This window comes from Citrobacter freundii complex sp. CFNIH2, assembly GCF_002880615.1.
Lineage (GTDB): Bacteria > Pseudomonadota > Gammaproteobacteria > Enterobacterales > Enterobacteriaceae > Citrobacter_A > Citrobacter_A amalonaticus_F.
On record NZ_CP025757.1, the window covers coordinates 2,700,915 to 2,720,989 of the forward strand.

Here is a 20,075-nt window from a genome sequence, read left to right on the forward strand (position 1 = left end):
TTCCGAATACAAGATATGTTATAACATAACAATATACGTATTCTAAAATTCGCTGTCAACGCATAGTACACCTCCTGCATATATCAGGATTCCCGGGGCGGTTCACAACGGCTTAAGGATGCAGAACTGCTGGCACCGACCGATAGCACGGGCGACTCATACGACAACGCGATGGCGGAGAGTATCAACGGGCTTTACAAAGCGGAGGTGATACACCGGATGAGCGGGAAAAACCGCGCTGAAGTGGGTGGGCGGGTACAACAATCGACGGTTGTTGGAACGACCAGGTCATATCCCGCCGGCAGAAGCAGAACAGGCATATTACGCTTCCATTGTAAAAGGTGATCTGGCAGCCTGAGTTCACAGACAAAACACTCTCCCGGAAAACCGGGGTGGTTCACCCTATCGCTATAGGTAAGCCTGTGTAAAAAAGTTTACCGTACAATAGTTCTCTATAACCAAACTGATCCCAAATGACCTGTCATTCCGTTATCTCCTTCTCCTGTTCAATGGGGATTATACTGTCCAGGTGTAAGCGACTAAGACTGTTGCTGTTTCCACTGCGTCGTCCTGTGATTTTACTGTAGCATCTTCGGTGACTGACGCACCAGGATGTGGATGTTTCATAAAGATGCACGCGTCTGATGCCGTTTTTATGACTGATTAGTCCTGTGTGTGTTTTACTTGTTGCCATGAGAACAAAGATCCTCTTGATGTTAAATACTATTCTCTTTATATGAAATATGACATTTACAGGGGCGCAGCCAATCCTGGAGTAAACCCATGCTCTTGTTATTTAAATAGAATTCAGTTACATGCTCATCTGTAATAGGCATTTTGGTTGCTGGGTAACGAGGTATCTTGAGAATATTTTTCTTTATAACTGTTCAAAAGTTGAATATTTACTTACTAATTCTATAGATAAAAAAGCCTATCATTGTAGTGATAGGCAAATATGAGTCTGTAAAGTTATTCTACCGTCTTTTTAATCAAACGAAGGCGAGCTACACATTCTGGTTGCTTATCCCGAATTAACGTTTCGTCATTCTTCACGGTGAGAAATAGATATTTTTTCTCCGTGTCGAACGCCAGACTATTAGGATGAGGGGAAATTTGTAGTGTCTGCACTCTCGTATAATTGCGAGTATTAAAGACAGTAAGCGTTCCTTCCCCCTTATCGACGCGTATCCCTCGCCGATTCGCAACATAAAGTCGTTCTTGCTCATCATCCCATACCAGACCGATAGGTATTTCATCCGTCGCCATCCGGGCGATAATTTCAGCCGTATCCGCATTGAGCACAAAAACTTCATGCCCCTGACTGCGCGAAATGTAGTCCCGTTCAAGATGGTTGTTCCGCCAGTCTCGGCGATCGATTCCCTGATCCACACCAAACAGTCTGTTCTGACGGCGGTCATAAACCATATTCAGTAACTGATCGGCCGCCACCTCATGGCAATGAACGATGCTCAGCGTGTCCGGATCGACAACGAAAAGATGTCCCTGCATATTCGACACAAACACTCTCCTCCCCTGGCTATCCAGCGTGATGCCTACGACGTTATAGCGAAAGCCTGGCAGCACTTTTTCCAGCCTGCGCTCGCGGGTATCGATAACAAATAAAACGCTGTCGATCCCGAGCCCCAGTCCCGGCAGAAACAGCCGCTCCGTGACCGGATCAAACACCAGTTCGCGAAGCTTCCAGGGATAGCCCTCACTGACGCCAAAGCGCGCCAGTTCGCGCATCAAAAACGCCAGCCGCGCGCCGGAAATGCCCTCCTGCTGGTAACGTTGCTCAAAAACGACCTCTTCCATCAGCGGGATGGTGGCGATAAGCCGGTTCTTGCAGATATCCACCACCGCCACCGAGCCATTAAAACCCTGCGTGAGATAAAGCAAACCGCGCTTATCGTCCAGCGCCACGCCGAATCCTTTTACCGGCAATGCGATCTCCGCTTCCACGCTGAGCGTCTGCGGATTAATGCGCAGCACCCGCGACTGCGTTTCATCTTCCCAGTCCGGCGCGCTGACAAACAACGCCTGTTGCGCGTCGCTGAAGACCAGCTCAACCACCGTCGTCGCAGGATAGATACGTTGAATATCGCTAAGCTGAATGTGATCCATTGGGTTCATAAATGTTGTTGTCCTTCCTGTTGGGCGATGTTCATCTTCTCGCGCAGGGATGCCATCGTTACGTCCGGCCCCCCCACCGACTCGGCCATGACCGTAAACAGCTGAAGAGTTGTCTGGGCGATGAGATCAACCTGAGCAGGAGAATAATGGTCCGCGCGATAGCTCAGCATCACTCGCACGTCTGGTTCTCCGTCGATTTGTTCCTCCATCACTTCAAACTGTAACCCCAGCACTGACTCCGTTTTTTCCGGATCAACCTGGCGGAAACGCACCTCCCGGTCGTCGGCAAGACGGAACGCACCGTTGAGCTTGTTTTTGGCGTGGATCTGAATGAAAACCTCGAACATATGGCTGTCCTGCGCAAGCTTATCGCCGAACAGCGCTTCTTCCACCAGGTCGACTGGAATGTCGGTATAGGGCATTGAATCATTGATTTGCCGCTTCACGTCATCGATCAGGGCATTGATGGTTGGCACCTGGGTAAACTGTATGCGATGCGCCACCACGGTGGTGAAATAGCCAATGGTATCAAAGAATTGTGCATCATTACGTCCGGAGGCGGAGGTACCTATCGTCAGCTCTCTGAGGTTGCCAAGCAAATGCAGCGCAGCCGCAATACCGCCGTACATAACGTTAAACAGCGACGCGCCCTGCTGTTTCGCCAGCTGATAAAGCCCCTTTGCCACCTCGCGTTCGACTTTGCATTCCACCCATCCGCCGTGTGAACCGGAGGCTTCCCTCACCTGCTCTTTGGCGGCGAAAATGGGCATCGCTGGCGACACGCCGTACAGGCGATCGAGCCAGTAACGCAGATGCCGATCGTTAAGCCCCTCTTCATGCTGTTGCAACGCAAATGCATGGAACGGCGGCGGAACGCTCTTCCACTCCGGCGCACGACCCGCTGAGCGACTCTTCACCGCCAGAGCAAGCTCATCCATCAGCAGATTGGCGGACCACTCATCCAGCACGATATGGTGGAACAGCAGCGACACCACCTGCTGACCATTTTTCTCATCCCTGAAAAAGGTAATGCGAATGGGCAGCTCATTATCCAGTTCAAAATGATGATCTGCGGCGCGCTTCAGCGCCTGATCAAGAGGCTCATGCTGCTGGCTGTCCGAGGGCCAGAACCATTCGTACTGAGAGAGCATCTGGGGCGGAATGACCTGCTGGTAAATCTCGCCGCCAATGTCCACAAACACGCTACGCAAACCCGAATGACGCACCAGGATATCGCTGAACGCCTGGCGGAAAATCTCTTCATCAATAGCATCAAGAAAGCGCAGCGCAAACGGAATATTGAACGCTTCGCTGAATCCCAGCGCCTTGTAAATCTTCCATAACGACTTTTGCGCCAGGGAGAGAGGTGCCTGAAGCTGGCTGACATACGCATTTTCGCACACCGCGCCGCTGGCCTGTGCCTCATCCATTTTCGCACACGCCGCCAGTTGCGCTGCGGTCGGATAACTGAACAGATCGTTAATGTTGATCTCAATGCTATAGTCGTTTTTTAAGCGCCCGATAATTCGTGTGGCAATAAGCGAATGCCCGCCAAAATCAAAGAAGTCGTCGTTTTCACCCATTTCCGGCATCGCCAGCGCTTCGCGAAACGCCTCCAGAATGCGCTGCTGAACATCCGCTTCGCCAGAGTAAGTAGACTGCGGTACGACAACGCTAACCGGCAGTTGGCTGACCTGCGCGTCCTGGCATTGAATGCTCTTAAACAGTAAGTATTCCGCGACCCAGCCTGCGATCTGCGCCCCGGCGATAATCTCCACCTGCGCGGGATCCTGAAACGCCACCGTCAACGGCCAGCGCGTATGCCCCGGCGGTAATGATAAAGGCTCACACACAATCCCGTGTAAAGATAACGCAGTCTGCCAGCACACGCGCAACGGCACGCCTTCGTTAGCCAGCGGGAGCATAATATCGTGGCCCTGCACGTGCCGATGAATGAGTACAGCAAGTTCTGCAGATGATTTACCCGCGCAGGTCAGCACCAGCGGCGCGGGGTTGCCATTCTGAAAGCGGTCGCCCTCGAACCAGAGCGTGATCTGCGCCTGTCCGGCGATCTCGCTGAGCGCCAGCGCAACGCCTGCGGTCCACTCGCTGAGTGCCTGTTCCTGCGGGCCAGCGCTGACCGGCAGAGTAGTGCGCAGGTGAACGCCGTGGTCGACGTGTCCCGGCAGCGCCGCGCAGGATGACAATAAGTGACTGCCCACGGGAGATGGCAGACTTCCGGGCGGCGAGGACTCGCGCGGCTGAGTGCCGTCTTGCCCGTTGTAAAACGCGCTGACGGTCTGCACTATTTCCGGCAATCCCAGCGAAATGAGCAGGATATCGTGGACCACCATTCCCAGGATGCAGATCTCTTCACCAATAAAAAGGTAAAAGTGGAGCGGCGTGGTGCTGGCGAGATCGAACGGTGTCTCTTTTAACCGCAGCAACGCCTCTGACGCCTGCCGTTCATGACGAATGGCCTGTATCGTCACGCCCGGCGATACGGAGGCTGGCCGTCGAACCAACCCGCGTGCGTCATCATAGTCATAGTTCAGGTTCGCCGCGCCGGTCTGCTGCTGCGCCAGAGTGAGCGCATTCACTAAACGCCCGGTATCGACGCGGCTATCGAGCGTCCAGGCAAAGCAATGCTGGCTTTCACCATGCTGCTGCTGTTGATGCTCAAACCAGATCTGTTCTTCAGCCTCGCTGGCCTTTTCCGTACGCTGCATGCCGGACTGATAAAAAATCGTACTCATAAACCCCTCTCAGGCGAACTGCCCACCTCGCCAGATCGTGTTGATATTTGGGGGAGCCGAACCTCCCCCACGCTTTTCGCCTCAGAAATCCAGTTGCACGGCAACGCCGACAAGACGAGGGCGCTGCAACACCGCCGTCGAAACATCGTTGTCGATCACCATAATCCGCTTGTCAGAATCAAACAGGTTTTGCGCAAAGACGCTGACGCGGCCATGGGTGAAGGTATAAGCCACCTGCATATTCGCTATCCATGACGAGGGAATTTCGCCCCGGCTATCGTTGTCATACTGGGAATAATAGGTATCGGTAAAGCGAACGTCTCCGCTCAATTCCAGTCCGGGCATCAGCATATATTTCGCGCCGAGGTTTGCCGTTAATGACGGTGCTCGCGGTAATTCATGTCCGTCTATTCCGCTGCTGGAGAATTTTTTAATCTTGGTTTTTAAAACCCCAACGGAGCTGTTCAGTTCAAAATCCAGCGTTGGTTTCCAGATAGCACCCAGTTCCGCGCCGTACGTTTCGACTTTATCCGCATTTCTGATCACCATCGAACTACTGTTGGAATTAAGATAATACGGTAACTGCATATCTTTATAATCGTTGTAAAACAGGTTGCTGGTTAATTCCAGATTCCAGTCGCTTATCCCGTGACGGCTGTATAATTCATAGCTCCAGACATATTCAGGATCGTAGGTATAGTTAATTAACGGCGCGACAAAGGTCATTCCCGCCCCGCCAGCGTTATATCCTCGCGACACCTTCATGCCTAACGTCTGTTGCGGTAACGGTTTCCAGGCAATATCAAGTTTCGGCAGGAAAACGTCCCAGGTTTCATCAAAATCCACCTTCCGGGTCGCACCGCCTTTGCGCTGACGATGCTCGCGCTCGACGCGGCTTGCGGCGGTGATATCCACCTCTGAGGTCACGGCCCAGGTCAGTTCGCCAAACGCCGAGTAGGTTTCCGTTTTATCCTTGAACTTACTGCCGCCGAACAGGTTCACAAACTCATCCTGCGAGGCGTGGAAATAACGCGCACCCACCAGTCCGCGCAGGGTATCGCCTTTGACGCCAAAGCGGGCCAGCGGCTCGGTCTGGAACTCTTTCCCGTCAATATTGGCCCACGGCAGGCTTTCTACGGTGCGACGGTGGTTGTCAAAATCGGTGTAGATCAGCTTGTTCTCCAGGCTGAGGCTTTCCGAGGCTTCCCAGGCCAGATCCCAGATACCGCTGGTCGAAGTGGTCTCAAACACCGGACGCCGTGGGTCGAAACGAGCGCTGACATGATTTTTCGGACTCAGCGTCTCATTCTGCGGCGCCCGACTGTCAAAGTGGTTAACGGTCAGTTTAGTGGTGAGTTCGCGAAGCCCGGCCGGGTTGAACAATAACTTGCCGCGCAGATTGGTGGCTTCAATTTCCCGCGGATCGCCCACCGGATCGTAAGAGATTAAATTGACGAAGCTGTCGCGCCGCTGTCTATCGGCGCTGAGACGAAACGCCAGTTGATCTTCAATAATCGGCCCAGATAACATCGCGGAAGCCACGGTAGAGCTTTGATTCCCGCCGCCCGCCTTCACTGAGGATTCCCAGTCGAAGGTCGGATCTTTACTGGTCATCACCACGGCGCCGGCAATCGCGTTGCGCCCCTGGATATAGCTTTGCGGTCCGCGCCAGACCTCAACCCGCTCCATATCCCACAAGGATTGCGGCCCAAACGCCAGCTCGTTGTAGGTCAGGGAACGCCCGTCCAGCGAAAGATTCAACCGCGGCCGGGTGCCATTCAGGAAAGCATTCGCCCCGTTTGCCGGGCCTGAGCCGTCGATACCGCGAATCGTAGGCAGATCGTTGCCGATACCGGTATCGACAACGTTGGCGGTCATTTTTAAGAGATCCGAGACCTGGGACGCGCCCGGCATCGCATTAATACGTGCGTCATCAAATACCTCGACGCTGCCGCTGGTATCGTAGAGCGTCCGGGCCACTTTCTCTCCGGTGACCACAATCGTATCCGGTTGAGAATTATCGTCACGCAGAGATACTTCTTCTGCGGCCATGACGTCTCCGGCGGCAAATACATATAAACCAAATATTGCGTAAGGAACAGGGTATTTCTTCGCCGTACTGCGGCGTCGGTATTTTAAAAATATCTGTTGTGCTTTATCACTCTCTAGTTCGCTCATTGTTTTCTCCTTTCCCAAAATGCGCACTAAATTTGCTTATTGTTAGATTGAGCGACAAAGAACACATTGCTTTATATTGGCAGCCTGACGGCCTTATTATGAGTGACTTACTTTCTCATCAGACGCACCGAGCCCGCCTGAAAAAATACCACCTAAACGGAAGGCATTCGCAACAGCAGAATAAGTAAATAAACGCCGCCGATAATCCCGGTCATTAGGCCAACGGGAAGGGTTAATGCCAGCGGCTGAATTTGCGTAAGCATATCGGCACCCAGAAGCAGGCAACTGCCAGCCAGCCCGGCGCTGAAAACCGGTAATCCCGGCGTTCTGGTTAAGCGTAACGCCAGCTGCGGCGCAATCAGGGCAATAAACGCGATTGGCCCTGTCGCACTGGTGGCCACCGCGGCCAGCGTGACGGCGCAGAACGTTACCGTTCTTCGCGTCCGCTCAACGCGCACCCCAAGCTGGCTGGCAATATCATCTCCCATCGCCATGATATTTATCGCTCTGGCGTGCAGAACAATGGCCGGAAGCAGCACCAGAAGACTTAACGCCACCGGTGCCACGTGATACCAGTTGCGTCCCTGCGTGGTACCGGCCAGCCAGAGCGTGGCGGTCACGGCATTGTCGATATCACCTTTCACCAGCAGCAGCGCATTAAGCGCGCTGAGTACCGCTCCGACGCCTATCCCCATCAGCACCAGTCGCTGGCCCTTCACCACGCCATAATGGCGCGCCAGATAATAGACCAGCAGCGCGGTGGCGAACCCGCCGGCCATGGCAGAAAGCACAATGGCGACCGGGTTTCCTTCAAACAAAATGATCTGGATAATCGCCCCGGTCGCTGCGCCGGTGGTAAAACCGATCACGTCCGGGGAACCCAGCACATTTTTCGATACCGACTGAAAGAGCGCGCCGGAAACGCCTAACGCAAAGCCAACCAGAATGGCGGTCAGGACGCGGGGCAAACGGATCATCCTGACAATATGCTGCGCCGTCGGATCACCTTCTCCCCGCAGCGCCTGGAAGGCTGACTCCACGGGAAGCATGAAACGCCCGACCAGCAAGGCATACAGGCCCGTCACCCCAAGCAACAGCGCCAGGGCGGCGCACACCCATCCGGCCCTCTGACTCATACGCGCGCCCCCTGCCAGCGTTTAACCAGCAGCACGAAGAACGGTCCGCCGATTAACGCTGCCATAATGCCGACGCCAATCTCGCCGGGATGACCAATTATCCGCCCGAGAATATCCGCGCTGAGTACCAGTATTGCAGAGAACATCATCGCCCACGGCAGCAGCAGACGGTGTCCCGAGCCGACAAAAGCCCGTGCAAAATGGGGCGCGGTGAGACCGACAAAGCCGATCGGTCCGGCCGCTGCCGTGGCCGCACCCGCCAGAATGACGATGATCGCGGCAGAGATCCCTGCGAGCACATGCGGGTTAATGCCAAGTGCGCGTCCTGTGTCCAGTCCCAGCGCCGCCACGTCCAGCATTCGCCCTCCCGCCAGCGCCAGAATAATACCGACACACGCAAGTACCGAGACCGGCAGCAGCACGTCATACCCCCGTCCCTGCAACGCGCCCGTCACCCAGTGACGAAACCTGTCGAAGGCGTCGGCGTCGCTGTTCAGAATAACCAATTGCGTCAGACTCAGCAGAACGATAGTCAGCGCCGCGCCAGCCAGCACGATACGAATCGGATTGGCGTGGTTCAGGCCACCCATCATAAATACCAGAATACTGATAACCCCGGCACCAGCCACACCGAATACCATATAACTGCTGACGCTGGTGACATTTAAAAAGGCAATCGACAGCACAATCGCCAGCGTGGCGCCCGCGTTAACGCCTAACAGGCCGGGGTCCGCCAGTGGATTGCGAGTCAGCGTCTGCATTATCACCCCGGCTCCGCCAAGCGCCGCGCCGACCACCATCGCCAGCAGCGTGCGCGGCAGGCGTAAATGCCAGACCAGCAGATGCGCGCTGTTTTGCGGATCGAACTGCGTCAACGCCTGCCAGATCACCGCAGGCGGGATCGTCCGCGAACCAAACCAGAGACTGGAGAAACCCAGCATCAACAGAATAAGAAAACCACCGCCCAGCCCTGCACTTCGCATCCCACGTCCCGCACACTGCGCAAACATCTCAGCGCGCCTCCGGCGTGGCCGCAGCGGACGGCGTTTCAACGACAAAACGATCGGCGATTGCCTTAACCATTTCACTGGCGCTGTAGAAATCGACGCGAAAAGCGTGAGGCCCCAGGCTGTAGACCTGGCGGGCGCGGGAAGAAGGCAAACGCTGTAACAGAGGATCGTTGATAAATTCGTCTATACGCACATCGCTGGCGCTCAGCAAAAAGGTTGTTTCGGCTTTCAGCTGGGTCAGGTTTTCATATTCAACCCAGATAAAATCGCCCGAGCGGGTGAGATGACTTTGCCATGCGGGGTCGGGCGCTTCGAGGGTGAATCCCAGTGATTGCAACAGCCGCGCGTGAACGCTTTCCGGTGTCGCCACGGGATTGACAGTGCCCGGCCCATTGAAATTGATAATATTGGCTTGCCCTTCCGGCAGGCGGATCCGCGTTCTGGTGCTGGCGATCAGCGCATCGAAACCGGCAATACGTGCGGCGGCCTGTTGCTCCAGCCCCAGCGCGTCGCCCAACTGGCGCGCCAGATCCTGCCAGGTCTGATTGCCGTAATTGACCACGATAACCGGCGCAATGGCCTGTAAATCCGCCAACTGTGCCCGCGCGGAATCCGCGCCATTGATTGATACCACAATTAAATCCGGTGCTGCGGCCCACGCCTGTTCCAGATCGACGCTGCCCGCCGGCCACACCTTCGCGACCTTTTTGGCTTTTGCGACGTCCTGCCACTGGCCGAAGAACTGACCGTTCACCGCCGTGGCGCTGGCGACAACCGGCGCATCAATCGCCAGCAGGGTTCCGGTGACGCTGACGGCGGTCGATAATATGCGTTTGGGCTGCTGAGGAATCGACGTGACCGTGTCATCGGCATTATGAAACGTTCTCGGCCATCCCTGTGCGACGCATTGCCCCGCAAACATGACCAGTCCGAGCGCCCACATGACACTCTTAAACCAATGGCGTTGTTTTTCCCTACAAACGTTCATTTTTGCCTGCTCCCTCTGCCACTCTTCCGATCGGCGCGTTCAGCCCTTTGGTCAGCAATTAACCCATCGTAAACCATCGCATCATAGCCTTTCTTTTGAATAAACATCAACAGCAAGAATAATAATTATCATTTTCATTCGCATTATCGTGCGATATATTCAGGGCGTTTCCGTTGGCTTAATCAGGAAAGATACCCAATGAAATCATTGACTCCAATGCAGGCGGCCTCCTGGGTCGGCAGGCAGTCGCCCCAGGCGTTGGGCGGCGTTGCCGCTCACTTATACGCCGAATTTGACGGATTTATTCATGACAGCGCGCGCTTCCGGCAGGCCGTAAACGCGCTGTATGCCCGCCACCCCATGCTGCGGTTGCGCATCAGCGATGAGGGGCAGCAGTACGTAGTGGCGGAGCATCCTCCGACGAGTCTTGATGATTACCGCCACTGCACCGGCAAAGACATCCAGACCCGGCTGGCGGAGAAACGTCACCGCATGGAGAACCAGCAGCTGCTGCGCGACCGGGGCGTGCCGTGTGAAATCAGCCTCTCATTGCTGCCGGAAGGGAAAAGCCGGTTACATATCGATCTGGACATGATCGCCGCTGATGCCGGGTCATTTCGTATCGTTATGGAGGATCTGGCGCGTTTTTATGCCTCTCCGCCCGACGATATTATTCCGCAACATGAGGTGGCATGGTTTCACTATCTGGACCAGCGTCTTCACGATCCGCAGTTGCAGACGCTCAGAATGCGCGACCGTCTCTGGTGGCAGGCGCAATTACCGACGTTTCCCCCTGCTCCGCGTCTTTTTGCAACGAAACAACGCTGTCAAAGCCGCCGATTAGCCCTGTCTCTTGACCGCGAAACCAGCCTCGCCCTTAACGCCTGCGCACGTCAGCATCATCTGACGCTCAGCGCGCTGTTCCTGTCGCTGTTTACGCTGACGATTGGTGAAGGACTTGCCCAGCCAGCGCTGCGCATCAACGTGCCGACCTTTTTCCGCGATCCGGATTTCCCCCAGGTGGAACAACTGGTGGGCGATTTTACGGATTTGCTGCTGTTCAGCGGCGAAATCCGCCCGGCGATATCCCTGCTGCACCACGCACAAGAGACGATGGAGCAGCTTCATGAACGGGTCGCGCACGGTCACTATCCTGGCGTCAGCGTTATGCGCGACCTGTCGCGACAGCACGGTAGCCTGCAATACTCGCCGGTCGTTTTTACGGCTGGCTTCGGTATTCGCGGCGGCGCGCTGTTCTCCGAACGCGTCCGCGAACAGCTCGGTACATTGAATTGGGTGATATCACAAGGCCCACAGGTCGCGCTGGACGCGCAGGTCGCCTGGTATGGCGACGAGATTTTGATCAACTGGGACGTGCGGGCCGACGCCTTTAAGCCAGGGCTGCCTGAACGCCTGTTTACGCATTTTAACGCGCTCGCCAGTCGACTGGCGCAGCAGCCCGACCATATCCACCACCCGGTTTCGCAGTGGCTTGCCCGCCCGCCGGAGGTCGAACACAATGCCCAATTCGGGGAGGAAAGGATGACGACACCCTTAACGCCGTTACAGCAGGCCTATCTGCTGGGAAGAAGCACACAGTGGCCGCTGGGCGGCGTGTCGATGCATGATTTCAGAACCTTTCGCGGACCACTGGAACCGTCGCGTTTCTGTCAGCGCGTCGCGGAGTTGATCGCCCATTTCGACGCCTTACGCACGGTGATCGACGCCGAAAAACAACAGCAAACGGTGCTACCCGCCCTGCCCGCGCCTGTGGAGCGGATAGACCTCACCGCCCTCAGCGAGAATGATGCGGAGCTGCAACTCCGGCAGCTTCAACAGCGCTATCAGCAACGTTGTCACGATCTCGCCTTCCCACCGTGGAACATCGTTCTGATCGCCATGCCGACGCAAGGCGAGTATGTCGTCTTTACCAGCTTTGATGCCCTAATTCTGGACGGTCAGGGGATCTCGCACATTGTCGCGCGCCTGTTCGATAATCAGCCTCTGGAGCCACTGTTGCCGCGGAGACCCGACGTCGAATCGCCGGGAACCGCCCACAGCCGCGAAGCGGCCAGAGAGTGGTGGAAAGCGACGCTCAACGACGCGGTCACGCCGTCGCGTTTGCCCTGGCAACGACCGCTGAGCGAAATAACGCGCCCCGAATGGCGACGTGAAAGCCGGACGTTAGCGGCGAACAGCCGAAAAACCCTCACCCGGCTCGGCGCTAAAAGCGGATTATTCGCCAACAGCGTGCTGTCGGCAGTCGTCCTCGACACGCTGGCGCTGTGGGCGGAGGATGAAACGCTGCTGGTCGGCGTGCCCTGCGCGTTTCCGGCGACGGCAGAACAGCCCAACAACGCCTCAACGTTTATCGCAGTACACTATCAGCGCACCGGCGAACTGGAAGAGAATGCGCAGCGTTTGCAGGTGGATATTCTCCACGGCCTGGATCATCTCGCCTGGTCGGGTGTCGATCTGGCGCGCCAGCTGGCGTCGCGAAACGCAAACCAGCCCGTGCTGCCGCTGATCCTCACTAACTGTCTGGCGTGGGAAACGTTGCCCGCCGGATCAGTCATCCGGGAAGAAGACGGTCTGACCCAGACGCCGCAGGTGGCGCTGGACATGCGTCTGATGACCGACAGCGCGGGCAATCTGCGGCTGGTTGCAGACTATGTCGTACAGTCGCTGTCCATGGAAACGATACGGGCCGTGCTGGAGGCAATTACGCGGCGTATTCAGTTAATCGTCGACCGCGAATCGCTGAATATTTCGCTGCGTGAGGCGCTATCGTATTCCCATTACCAGGCAAACACGCCGATGACGACCGCGGTCGGGTATGACTTTCTGGGCAACATTGCCGGACATTTGTTTAGCGGTGACGACGCCCGCACGGCGCTGATTTGCGGCGACAGACGCTGGAGCTGGAAACAACTCGGTCAGCAGGTTGCGCGCGTGGCAAACGGGCTGCTGGCGCGTCAGCTGAAACCCGGCAACGTGGTGGCGATTTCACTGCCGCGCAGCCCGGAACACGTCATTATTTCGCTCGCCTGCGCGCTGACCGGGATCGTTCGCGTGCCGGTAGAAATTAACTCACCGGCGGAACGCACGCGCTATCTGCTGGAAAACTGTCGTCCCGACCTGGTGATCAGCCAGGAAGATGCGCAGGTTGTTGGCAGCGTTACGCCGCTGGCGCTGGTGTCGGATAACGACTCACCCCCGCCATTCGCCGGGCAAAGCGCCAGTGAACAGCCGTCATATTATCTCTATACCTCGGGCACAACGGGTAAACCCAAGTGCGTGATGCTCAATAACCGCGCCACCGCTAATGTGCTGGCGCAAACTATCGCCCACTGGCAGGTAGACGAGCGCGACGTGTTTATTTCCGTCACGCCGCTGCATCACGACATGTCCGTTTTTGATCTGTTCGCCGCGATGAGCGTTGGTGCAACGCTGGTGATCCCGGCGCAGGAGCAGGAAAAAGATGCAATCGGCTGGAGTCGTCTGGTAGAACAGCACCGGGTTACGCTTTGGTGTTCAGTGCCTGCGATACTTGAAATGCTGCTGGATTGTGCCCAACCGGCGCAACTTCGCACGCTGCGGCTCGTGGCGCAGGGCGGTGATTATATAAAACCCGCTACGCTCCGGCGTTTGCGGGCGCTTTGTCCCGCGCCGCGTCTGGTTTCGCTCGGTGGTCCGACGGAAACCACGATCTGGAGCATCTGGCATGACATCACCCCCGACGACGTTGAGCACGTTCCCTATGGCCAACCGCTCGCCGGCAATCAGTATTACATCTGCCATGACAGCGGCGAACATTGCCCCTGCGGCGTGGCGGGCCGCATTCATACGGCTGGCGTCAATCTCGCCTGCGGCTATCTGGAAAACGGTGAACGGGTCGACCATGATTTTGTGAATCTTCTCACCCCCGAAGGTGAAACCGTCCGCGCCTTCCGCACGGGCGATATCGGCTTTTACCGGCCTGATGGCGTCATTATGTTCGCCACGCGCATCAACGGTTACGTGAAAATTCGCGGCGTGCGCGTTTCGCTGCCGGAGATCGAGGACGTCTTTCGCCAGCATCCCGCCATTCACGATATCGTCGTGGTGGACTACGCGACGGACGATGCTAATGAAAAATCTCTCGGGGCGATTTGCCTTGTCGGCGACCACGTCACGCCGGGAGCGGCGGAACTGCGCGCTTTCGCTCAGCGCTACCTTCCCTGTACGCATATCCCGGGACGATTTATTACTCGCCACGCCTTCCCGCTGACGGCCAACGGCAAGATCGATCGCCATGCGCTGCGCGCCAGCCTGGCGCAAACACCTCAACACCCATCGCCTGCGCTGAACGCCCCCGCCTGCGCAGCGCGTCCGGCTATTGAACAAAAAATACTGGAGATTTACTGCGCGGCAATGCAGCAGCCTGCCCGCGCGGAATGGGATGCCACGGTGCCGTTCATCGTGATGGGGTTGAAGCTGAACCATCTGAAGACGGTCAGAGAACGCCTTAACGCCGAGTTTGGCTGTCGCCTGGCCGGGCACGATCTGATTAAGTGCAAAAATATCCGCGACGTTTGCGCACTGTTGAACTAAACCAGTCCGGCCGCCAGGGGATTTATGGCGGCCGGACTGGCTGATTACAGCAACGGCTGAGGTTCGTACTGCGAAGCGAAGGCGTGCGAGAGCCAGTCGGTTAAGCTGGTGAGCATAGCCTGCGGATCCAGTCCCGGGAACATGCCCGCTTCCGCGTCAATATCGACATGAAGTTCACTGCAATCGGTGCGACCGCGCCAGGTAATATTAAAGCCGTCTCCAGGCCCGCTGGCCATCACCTGACGCGCCGTTTCGCAGCCGGCAAAGACTGGCGGATCGAAAGGCAGAACGTTAATCAGCGGCGAGAAGAAGTACCGCATTCCCTTGCCAATGCCCTGATCGGCGGCAAGCGTTTCAATGCGGTAACGGCTGTGTGCACGCATATCGTGGAGCGCGATGGCGGTACGCTTCAGGAAATCAACAAGACTTTCCAGGGGATCGAAAGTGATAAATACTGGCAATATATTCACCGCCAGCGACGGTGTATTGGCCGCTGCATGACTACGCCGGTTCATCACCGGCACCCAGACAGGCAAGACGCCGTTATGTTGCACATCAGGGATCTGTTTTGCCATCCATGCGGCGGAAAGGACCAGCAGGACATCAGGCCAGCCAATCCGACACAACTCGGCCAGCGCAAGAATATGTTTAGTGAACGAGGCCGGAAGCCATGTATCACTGTGCAGGGATTCGGTTGCGTAATCCTCCCCGCCTTTCTGTAATACCTTTAGTGGAGGTGCCTGTTCGAGAAGTCGGTGCCAGTACGCGCGATCCGCCTGACACTTTTTGCTGCGCGCGTAGTGCTGCTCTTCTGCGAGAAAATCAGCAAACGGGTTGAGTGGAAACCCCGTCAACGTAGTCTCGCAATAGGCCTGATACAGTTCCGCGCAGCGATGTTCTATTAACGCCATGCCGAAACCGTCGACAATAATATGATGCGCACGAATATAGACCATATAGTGCTCAGGCGAGAACCGTATCAGCCATACCGCGGCCAACGGCTGGCGCAACAGATTCAGTTGTCCGTCAATATCACCCTGCATCATGGCCTGTGCGACCGTCTGCGCAGAGCGCCGCTGTTGCATATCGATAATACGGACGTCGGGATACTGGTGGGGATCGCAATACTGAACCGGCATGGCGTCTTCCCCAACTAAGCGAAAGCGGACGGAAAATACCTCGGTTTCTTTGATAACCTGCTGAAGCGCGGCAAGCAACGCGCGTTCGTTAATGGCACCACGTAACGTTATACAATGGGCGACGGTTGAGACCGGCTGATGGGGGTGAAACGTAAACTCTTCCCAAAAATCCAACTGCGCCGGCGTCAGCGGCGACCAGTGACTGGACTGAATAGTCTGTGACATATCATACCTTTCCATATCATTAATCCTACGAAACAACGACTCACGCTCGCCGTTGCGGCAGACGCTTACCTCTGTTTCATCCCAGATGACGACTTGCTCAGATTAAAATGACAGGCCAGGTTGTTATTTTTTTCATTCGGTGAGTGCGTCAAGGCTGAATCTGTTTTCGCCAGAACGCGATGGTTACCGTTGGGTTGCCAGTGCCAAAATTGCTTATGTAAATAATAATCATTTACTTATCAGATATGCAAATGCTATTGCCGATAAACGCCCTGTTTCACTGCGGCTTCTGTGGTGGCGCCTCCTGTCTTGCCAACAGGAGAAATAGTCACGGTTTCCCCCTCTTTGTCATCTCCCCCGTACCGTTGCCCAGCGAAATAAACTCTTCCAGCAGCACGGTAAGTTGCTGCATTTTTTCGACGGTAAAATCGGATTCTATCAGGCGATATGCCTCTTCCACCTGGATCCTCACACTTTCATACAGTTTTGAACCTGCTGGAGTCAGCGAAACGTACAGCTTGCGCTGATCGTTAACTGGCTTGAGGCGCAGAACCAGGCCATCGCGTTCCATGCGGGTCAGGATGCCCGTCAGGCTCGGGCGTAAAATACAGGCGCGAAAAGCCAGATCGTGAAAATCCATCGACGGATTTTCGGCAAGGATGCGCACGATACGCCATTGCTGCTCGGTAAGATTGTGGCGTTTAACGATCGGGCGAAAGTGGGCCATCGCCGCTTCCCGCGCCTGTAGTAGCGCGATAGTTAATGAATCATGCATGGCTAACCTCTGAATCATACCTTCATTTGTTAATAAGTTAATAATTAGCGTTAATTAAACCAGAACGCAACCGGTTTCTGTCTCTGAAAAGTACAAGTCGATATAATAAAACAACCTTATATATTGATTTATAAGAAATAAAAATCAAAACTGTAATTTTATTGTTAATCTGATCACAAATCATTCACTTCTGTTTGCCAAACCTTTCTGCAAAGCATAAAAAATGATCATTAACATATTAATGAAATGATCGTATCCCGAAATCAGAATCAGAGGAGTGGTGAATGAAAGGTACCATCTTCGCCGTAGCGCTTAATCACCGCAGCCAGCTCGATGCCTGGCGCGAAGCGTTCCAACAGGCCCCCTACAAAACGCCGCCAAAGACCGCGGTGTGGTTTATCAAACCGCGCAATACCGTTATCGGCAACGGAGATAGCATCCCCTATCCGCAGGGTGAAACCGTGCAAAGCGGAGGAACTGTGGCCCTGATCGTCGGTAAAACCGCCCGTAAAGTAACTGCAGAAAAAGCTGTTGATTACATTGCCGGGTATGCGCTGGCTAACGACGTAAGCCTGCCGGAAGAGAGCTTCTATCGCCCGGCAATCAAAGCCAAATGCCGCGATGGCTTCTGCCCGATTGGCGCACTTTCTACACTCAGTGACGTCGATAACCTGACCATTATCACCGAAATCAACGGTCGCGAAGCTGACAGTTGGAACACGGTTGATCTCCAGCGCTCCGCCGCCGAGTTGCTAAGCGCCCTGAGTGAATTCGCGACCCTCAACCCTGGTGACGCCATTCTGATCGGCACCCCACACAACCGCGTAACCCTGCGACCAGGCGATCGCGTACGTATTCTTGCCGCAGGCCTCCTGCCGCTGGAAAACCCGGTGGTTACCGAAGGAGAGCTGGCATGAAAAAGGCACGTATTGAATGGCAGGGTCAACTGCACGATGTCCATGTTGATGAACGCGGCCAGGTACAACTGGCGAATGGTAAGCAGCTAAATGAAGGTGAATTTCGCTGGCTACCTCCCTGTAATGGCACACTTTTTGCGCTGGGCCTGAACTACGCCGACCACGCCAGCGAACTAGAGTTTAAGCCGCCAACTGAACCTTTAGTGTTTATCAAAGCGTCAAACACTCTTCTCGGCCACCAGCAGGAGTCGGTAAGACCGGATAACGTTGAGTACATGCACTACGAGGCTGAACTGGTGGTGGTGATTGGCAAAACGGCGAGTAAGGTCGCCGAAGCCGACGCCATGGAGTACGTGGCCGGGTACACCGTCTGCAACGACTACGCCGTCCGCGACTATCTGGAAAACTACTATCGCCCCAATCTGCGAGTAAAAAGCCGTGACGCTCTGACACCAATAGGACCCTGCATCGTCGACAAAGCGGATATTCCTGACCCGCACACCCTGGCACTGCGCACTTGGGTCAACGGCGAACTGCGCCAGCAGGGCACCACCGCCGATCTAATCTTCAGCATCCCGTTCCTGATCGCTTATCTGAGCGAGTTTATGACCCTGCAACCGGGCGACATGATCGCCACTGGTACGCCAAAAGGGCTGTCAGACGTGGTGCCGGGCGATGAAGTGATCGTCGAAGTGGAAGGCGTCGGCCGTCTGGTCAACCACATCATCAGTCAGCAGGCATATGAGGAGAAGCTGTCATGAAAAAGATTAACCATTGGATCAACGGCAAAAACGTCGCGACCACGGAGTATTTCCACACCACCAACCCGGCAACAGGAGAAGTGCTGGCGGAAGTGGCCTCCGGCGGTGCCGACGAAGTGAATCTGGCGGTGGCGGCAGCGAAGGAAGCGTTCCCTAAATGGGCCAATCTGCCGATGAAAGAGCGTGCACGTCTGATGCGCCGTCTGGGCGACCTGATCGACCAGAACGTCCCTGAAATTGCCGCCATGGAGACAGCCGATACCGGCCTGCCGATTCATCAGACCAAAAATGTGCTGATCCCTCGTGCATCGCATAACTTCGAGTTTTTTGCCGAAGTGTGCCAACAGATGAACGGCAAGACCTATCCGGTCGATGACCAGATGCTCAACTACACCCTCGTACAGCCAGTCGGCGTTTGTGCGCTGGTGTCGCCGTGGAACGTGCCGTTTATGACCGCCACCTGGAAAGTCGCTCCATGCCTGGCATTGGGCAATACCGCTGTGCTGAAGATGTCCGAGCTTTCGCCGCTGACTGCCGATCGTCTGGGTGAACTGGCGTTAGAAGCAGGCATTCCGGCAGGCGTACTGAACGTAGTTCAGGGCTATGGCGCAACAGCAGGCGATGCGCTGGTACGCCACCACGACGTACGCGCGGTGTCGTTTACCGGCGGTACCGCCACCGGGCGCAATATCATGAAAAATGCCGGGCTGAAAAAATACTCCATGGAACTGGGCGGCAAATCACCGGTGCTGATTTTTGAAGATGCCGATATTGAACGTGCTCTCGATGCCGCACTGTTCACCATCTTCTCGATCAACGGTGAACGCTGCACCGCCGGCTCGCGCATCTTTATCCAGCAGAGCATCTACCCCGAATTCGTCAAACGCTTTGCTGAACGCGCCAACCGCCTGCGCGTCGGCGATCCAGCCGACTCGAACACTCAGGTAGGCGCGCTGATTAGCCAACAGCACTGGGAGAAAGTCGCTGGCTATATCCGCCTCGGCATTGAAGAAGGGGCAACCCTGCTGGCGGGCGGCCCGGATAAACCCACCGACCTGCCTGCACATCTGAAAAGCGGCAACTTCCTACGACCAACGGTGCTGGCGGATGTCGACAACCGCATGCGTGTCGCGCAGGAAGAGATTTTTGGCCCGGTAGCGTGTCTGCTGCCGTTTAAAGACGAGGCGGAAGGTCTGCGCCTGGCCAACGATGTGGAGTACGGCCTCGCCTCTTATATCTGGACCCAGGACATCAGCAAAGTGCTGCGCCTGGCACGCGGCATCGAAGCCGGAATGGTGTTCGTCAACACGCAGAACGTCCGCGACCTGCGTCAGCCGTTTGGCGGAGTGAAGGCTTCTGGTACAGGCCGTGAAGGCGGCGAATACAGCTTTGAAGTGTTCGCCGAAATGAAAAACGTCTGCATCTCGATGGGCGATCATCCGATCCCAAAATGGGGAGTCTGAT

10 protein-coding genes and 2 pseudogenes are annotated in these 20,075 nt (G+C 55.7%); 4 read left to right on the forward strand and 8 right to left on the reverse strand.

Annotation, left to right across the window (positions count from 1 at the left end):
* Positions 1-102: 102 nt before the first annotated feature.
* Positions 103-358 (forward strand): annotated as a pseudogene (locus WM46_RS26635) (IS3 family transposase); the annotation flags it as partial.
* A gap of 611 nt (positions 359-969) precedes the next feature.
* On the opposite strand, the gene WM46_RS13290 reads toward WM46_RS26635, so the two are convergent.
* The 6 genes from WM46_RS13290 to fepB form a co-directional block, all read right to left on the reverse strand.
* On the reverse strand, positions 970-2,133 hold the full coding sequence (locus WM46_RS13290; RefSeq protein WP_102602492.1) for a YncE family protein: 1,164 nt from the start codon (positions 2,131-2,133) through the stop codon (positions 970-972).
* On the reverse strand, positions 2,130-4,889 hold the full coding sequence (locus WM46_RS13295) for a condensation domain-containing protein (RefSeq protein WP_102602493.1): 2,760 nt from the start codon (positions 4,887-4,889) through the stop codon (positions 2,130-2,132). Before WM46_RS13295 ends, WM46_RS13290 begins: the two co-directional genes overlap by 4 nt.
* An 81-nt stretch (positions 4,890-4,970) precedes the next feature.
* Positions 4,971-7,067 carry a TonB-dependent receptor gene (locus tag WM46_RS13300; RefSeq protein ID WP_102602494.1) on the reverse strand — a complete coding sequence of 699 codons (2,097 nt, stop codon included), beginning with the start codon at positions 7,065-7,067 and terminating at the stop codon, positions 4,971-4,973.
* A 152-nt stretch (positions 7,068-7,219) separates the two neighbouring features.
* Positions 7,220-8,203, reverse strand: coding sequence for a FecCD family ABC transporter permease (locus WM46_RS13305; RefSeq protein WP_102602495.1), 984 nt, complete (start codon positions 8,201-8,203; stop codon positions 7,220-7,222).
* Positions 8,200-9,213, reverse strand: coding sequence for a FecCD family ABC transporter permease (locus tag WM46_RS13310; RefSeq protein WP_102602496.1), 1,014 nt, complete (start codon positions 9,211-9,213; stop codon positions 8,200-8,202). The genes WM46_RS13305 and WM46_RS13310 overlap by 4 nt, the downstream gene beginning before the upstream one ends.
* A gap of 1 nt (position 9,214) precedes the next feature.
* Complete coding sequence (fepB, locus tag WM46_RS13315; RefSeq protein ID WP_102602497.1) at positions 9,215-10,201, reverse strand: Fe2+-enterobactin ABC transporter substrate-binding protein; 987 nt, start codon at positions 10,199-10,201, stop codon at positions 9,215-9,217.
* 198 nt (positions 10,202-10,399) lie between these two features.
* On the opposite strand from fepB, the gene WM46_RS13320 reads away from it, so the two are divergent.
* Positions 10,400-14,794 (forward strand): amino acid adenylation domain-containing protein, encoded by a 4,395-nt coding sequence (locus WM46_RS13320; RefSeq protein ID WP_102602498.1) that lies wholly within the window; start codon positions 10,400-10,402, stop codon positions 14,792-14,794.
* 44 nt (positions 14,795-14,838) lie between these two features.
* Here the strand turns inward: WM46_RS13320 and WM46_RS13325 are convergent, their stop codons facing one another.
* Positions 14,839-16,158, reverse strand: a complete 1,320-nt coding sequence (locus tag WM46_RS13325) for a condensation domain-containing protein (RefSeq protein ID WP_262360388.1) — start codon at positions 16,156-16,158, stop codon at positions 14,839-14,841.
* Between the two features lie 328 nt (positions 16,159-16,486).
* Positions 16,487-16,933 carry a homoprotocatechuate degradation operon regulator HpaR gene (gene hpaR / locus WM46_RS13330; RefSeq protein ID WP_102602500.1) on the reverse strand — a complete coding sequence of 149 codons (447 nt, stop codon included), beginning with the start codon at positions 16,931-16,933 and terminating at the stop codon, positions 16,487-16,489.
* Positions 16,934-17,217: 284 nt separating this feature from the next.
* On the opposite strand from hpaR, the pseudogene WM46_RS26850 reads away from it, so the two are divergent.
* Both WM46_RS26850 and hpaE read left to right on the forward strand, forming a co-directional pair.
* Positions 17,218-18,611: pseudogene (locus tag WM46_RS26850) on the forward strand (fumarylacetoacetate hydrolase family protein).
* Positions 18,608-20,074, forward strand: coding sequence for a 5-carboxymethyl-2-hydroxymuconate semialdehyde dehydrogenase (gene hpaE, locus WM46_RS13345; protein WP_102602503.1), 1,467 nt, complete (start codon positions 18,608-18,610; stop codon positions 20,072-20,074). Before WM46_RS26850 ends, hpaE begins: the two are co-directional and overlap by 4 nt.
* The last annotated feature ends 1 nt before the right edge of the window (position 20,075 follow it).

What these genes read in the sequence shown, in the direction of transcription:
- WM46_RS13290 (WP_102602492.1), bottom strand. Translation starts at nt 2,133, where the DNA reads ATGAACCCAATGGATCACATTCAGCTTAGCGATATTCAACGTATCTAT.
- WM46_RS13295 (WP_102602493.1), bottom strand. Translation starts at nt 4,889, where the DNA reads ATGAGTACGATTTTTTATCAGTCCGGCATGCAGCGTACGGAAAAGGCC.
- WM46_RS13300 (WP_102602494.1), bottom strand. Translation starts at nt 7,067, where the DNA reads ATGAGCGAACTAGAGAGTGATAAAGCACAACAGATATTTTTAAAATAC.
- WM46_RS13305 (WP_102602495.1), bottom strand. Translation starts at nt 8,203, where the DNA reads ATGAGTCAGAGGGCCGGATGGGTGTGCGCCGCCCTGGCGCTGTTGCTT.
- WM46_RS13310 (WP_102602496.1), bottom strand. Translation starts at nt 9,213, where the DNA reads ATGTTTGCGCAGTGTGCGGGACGTGGGATGCGAAGTGCAGGGCTGGGC.
- fepB (WP_102602497.1), bottom strand. Translation starts at nt 10,201, where the DNA reads ATGAACGTTTGTAGGGAAAAACAACGCCATTGGTTTAAGAGTGTCATG.
- WM46_RS13320 (WP_102602498.1), top strand. Translation starts at nt 10,400, where the DNA reads ATGAAATCATTGACTCCAATGCAGGCGGCCTCCTGGGTCGGCAGGCAG.
- WM46_RS13325 (WP_262360388.1), bottom strand. Translation starts at nt 16,158, where the DNA reads ATGTCACAGACTATTCAGTCCAGTCACTGGTCGCCGCTGACGCCGGCG.
- hpaR (WP_102602500.1), bottom strand. Translation starts at nt 16,933, where the DNA reads ATGCATGATTCATTAACTATCGCGCTACTACAGGCGCGGGAAGCGGCG.
- hpaE (WP_102602503.1), top strand. Translation starts at nt 18,608, where the DNA reads ATGAAAAAGATTAACCATTGGATCAACGGCAAAAACGTCGCGACCACG.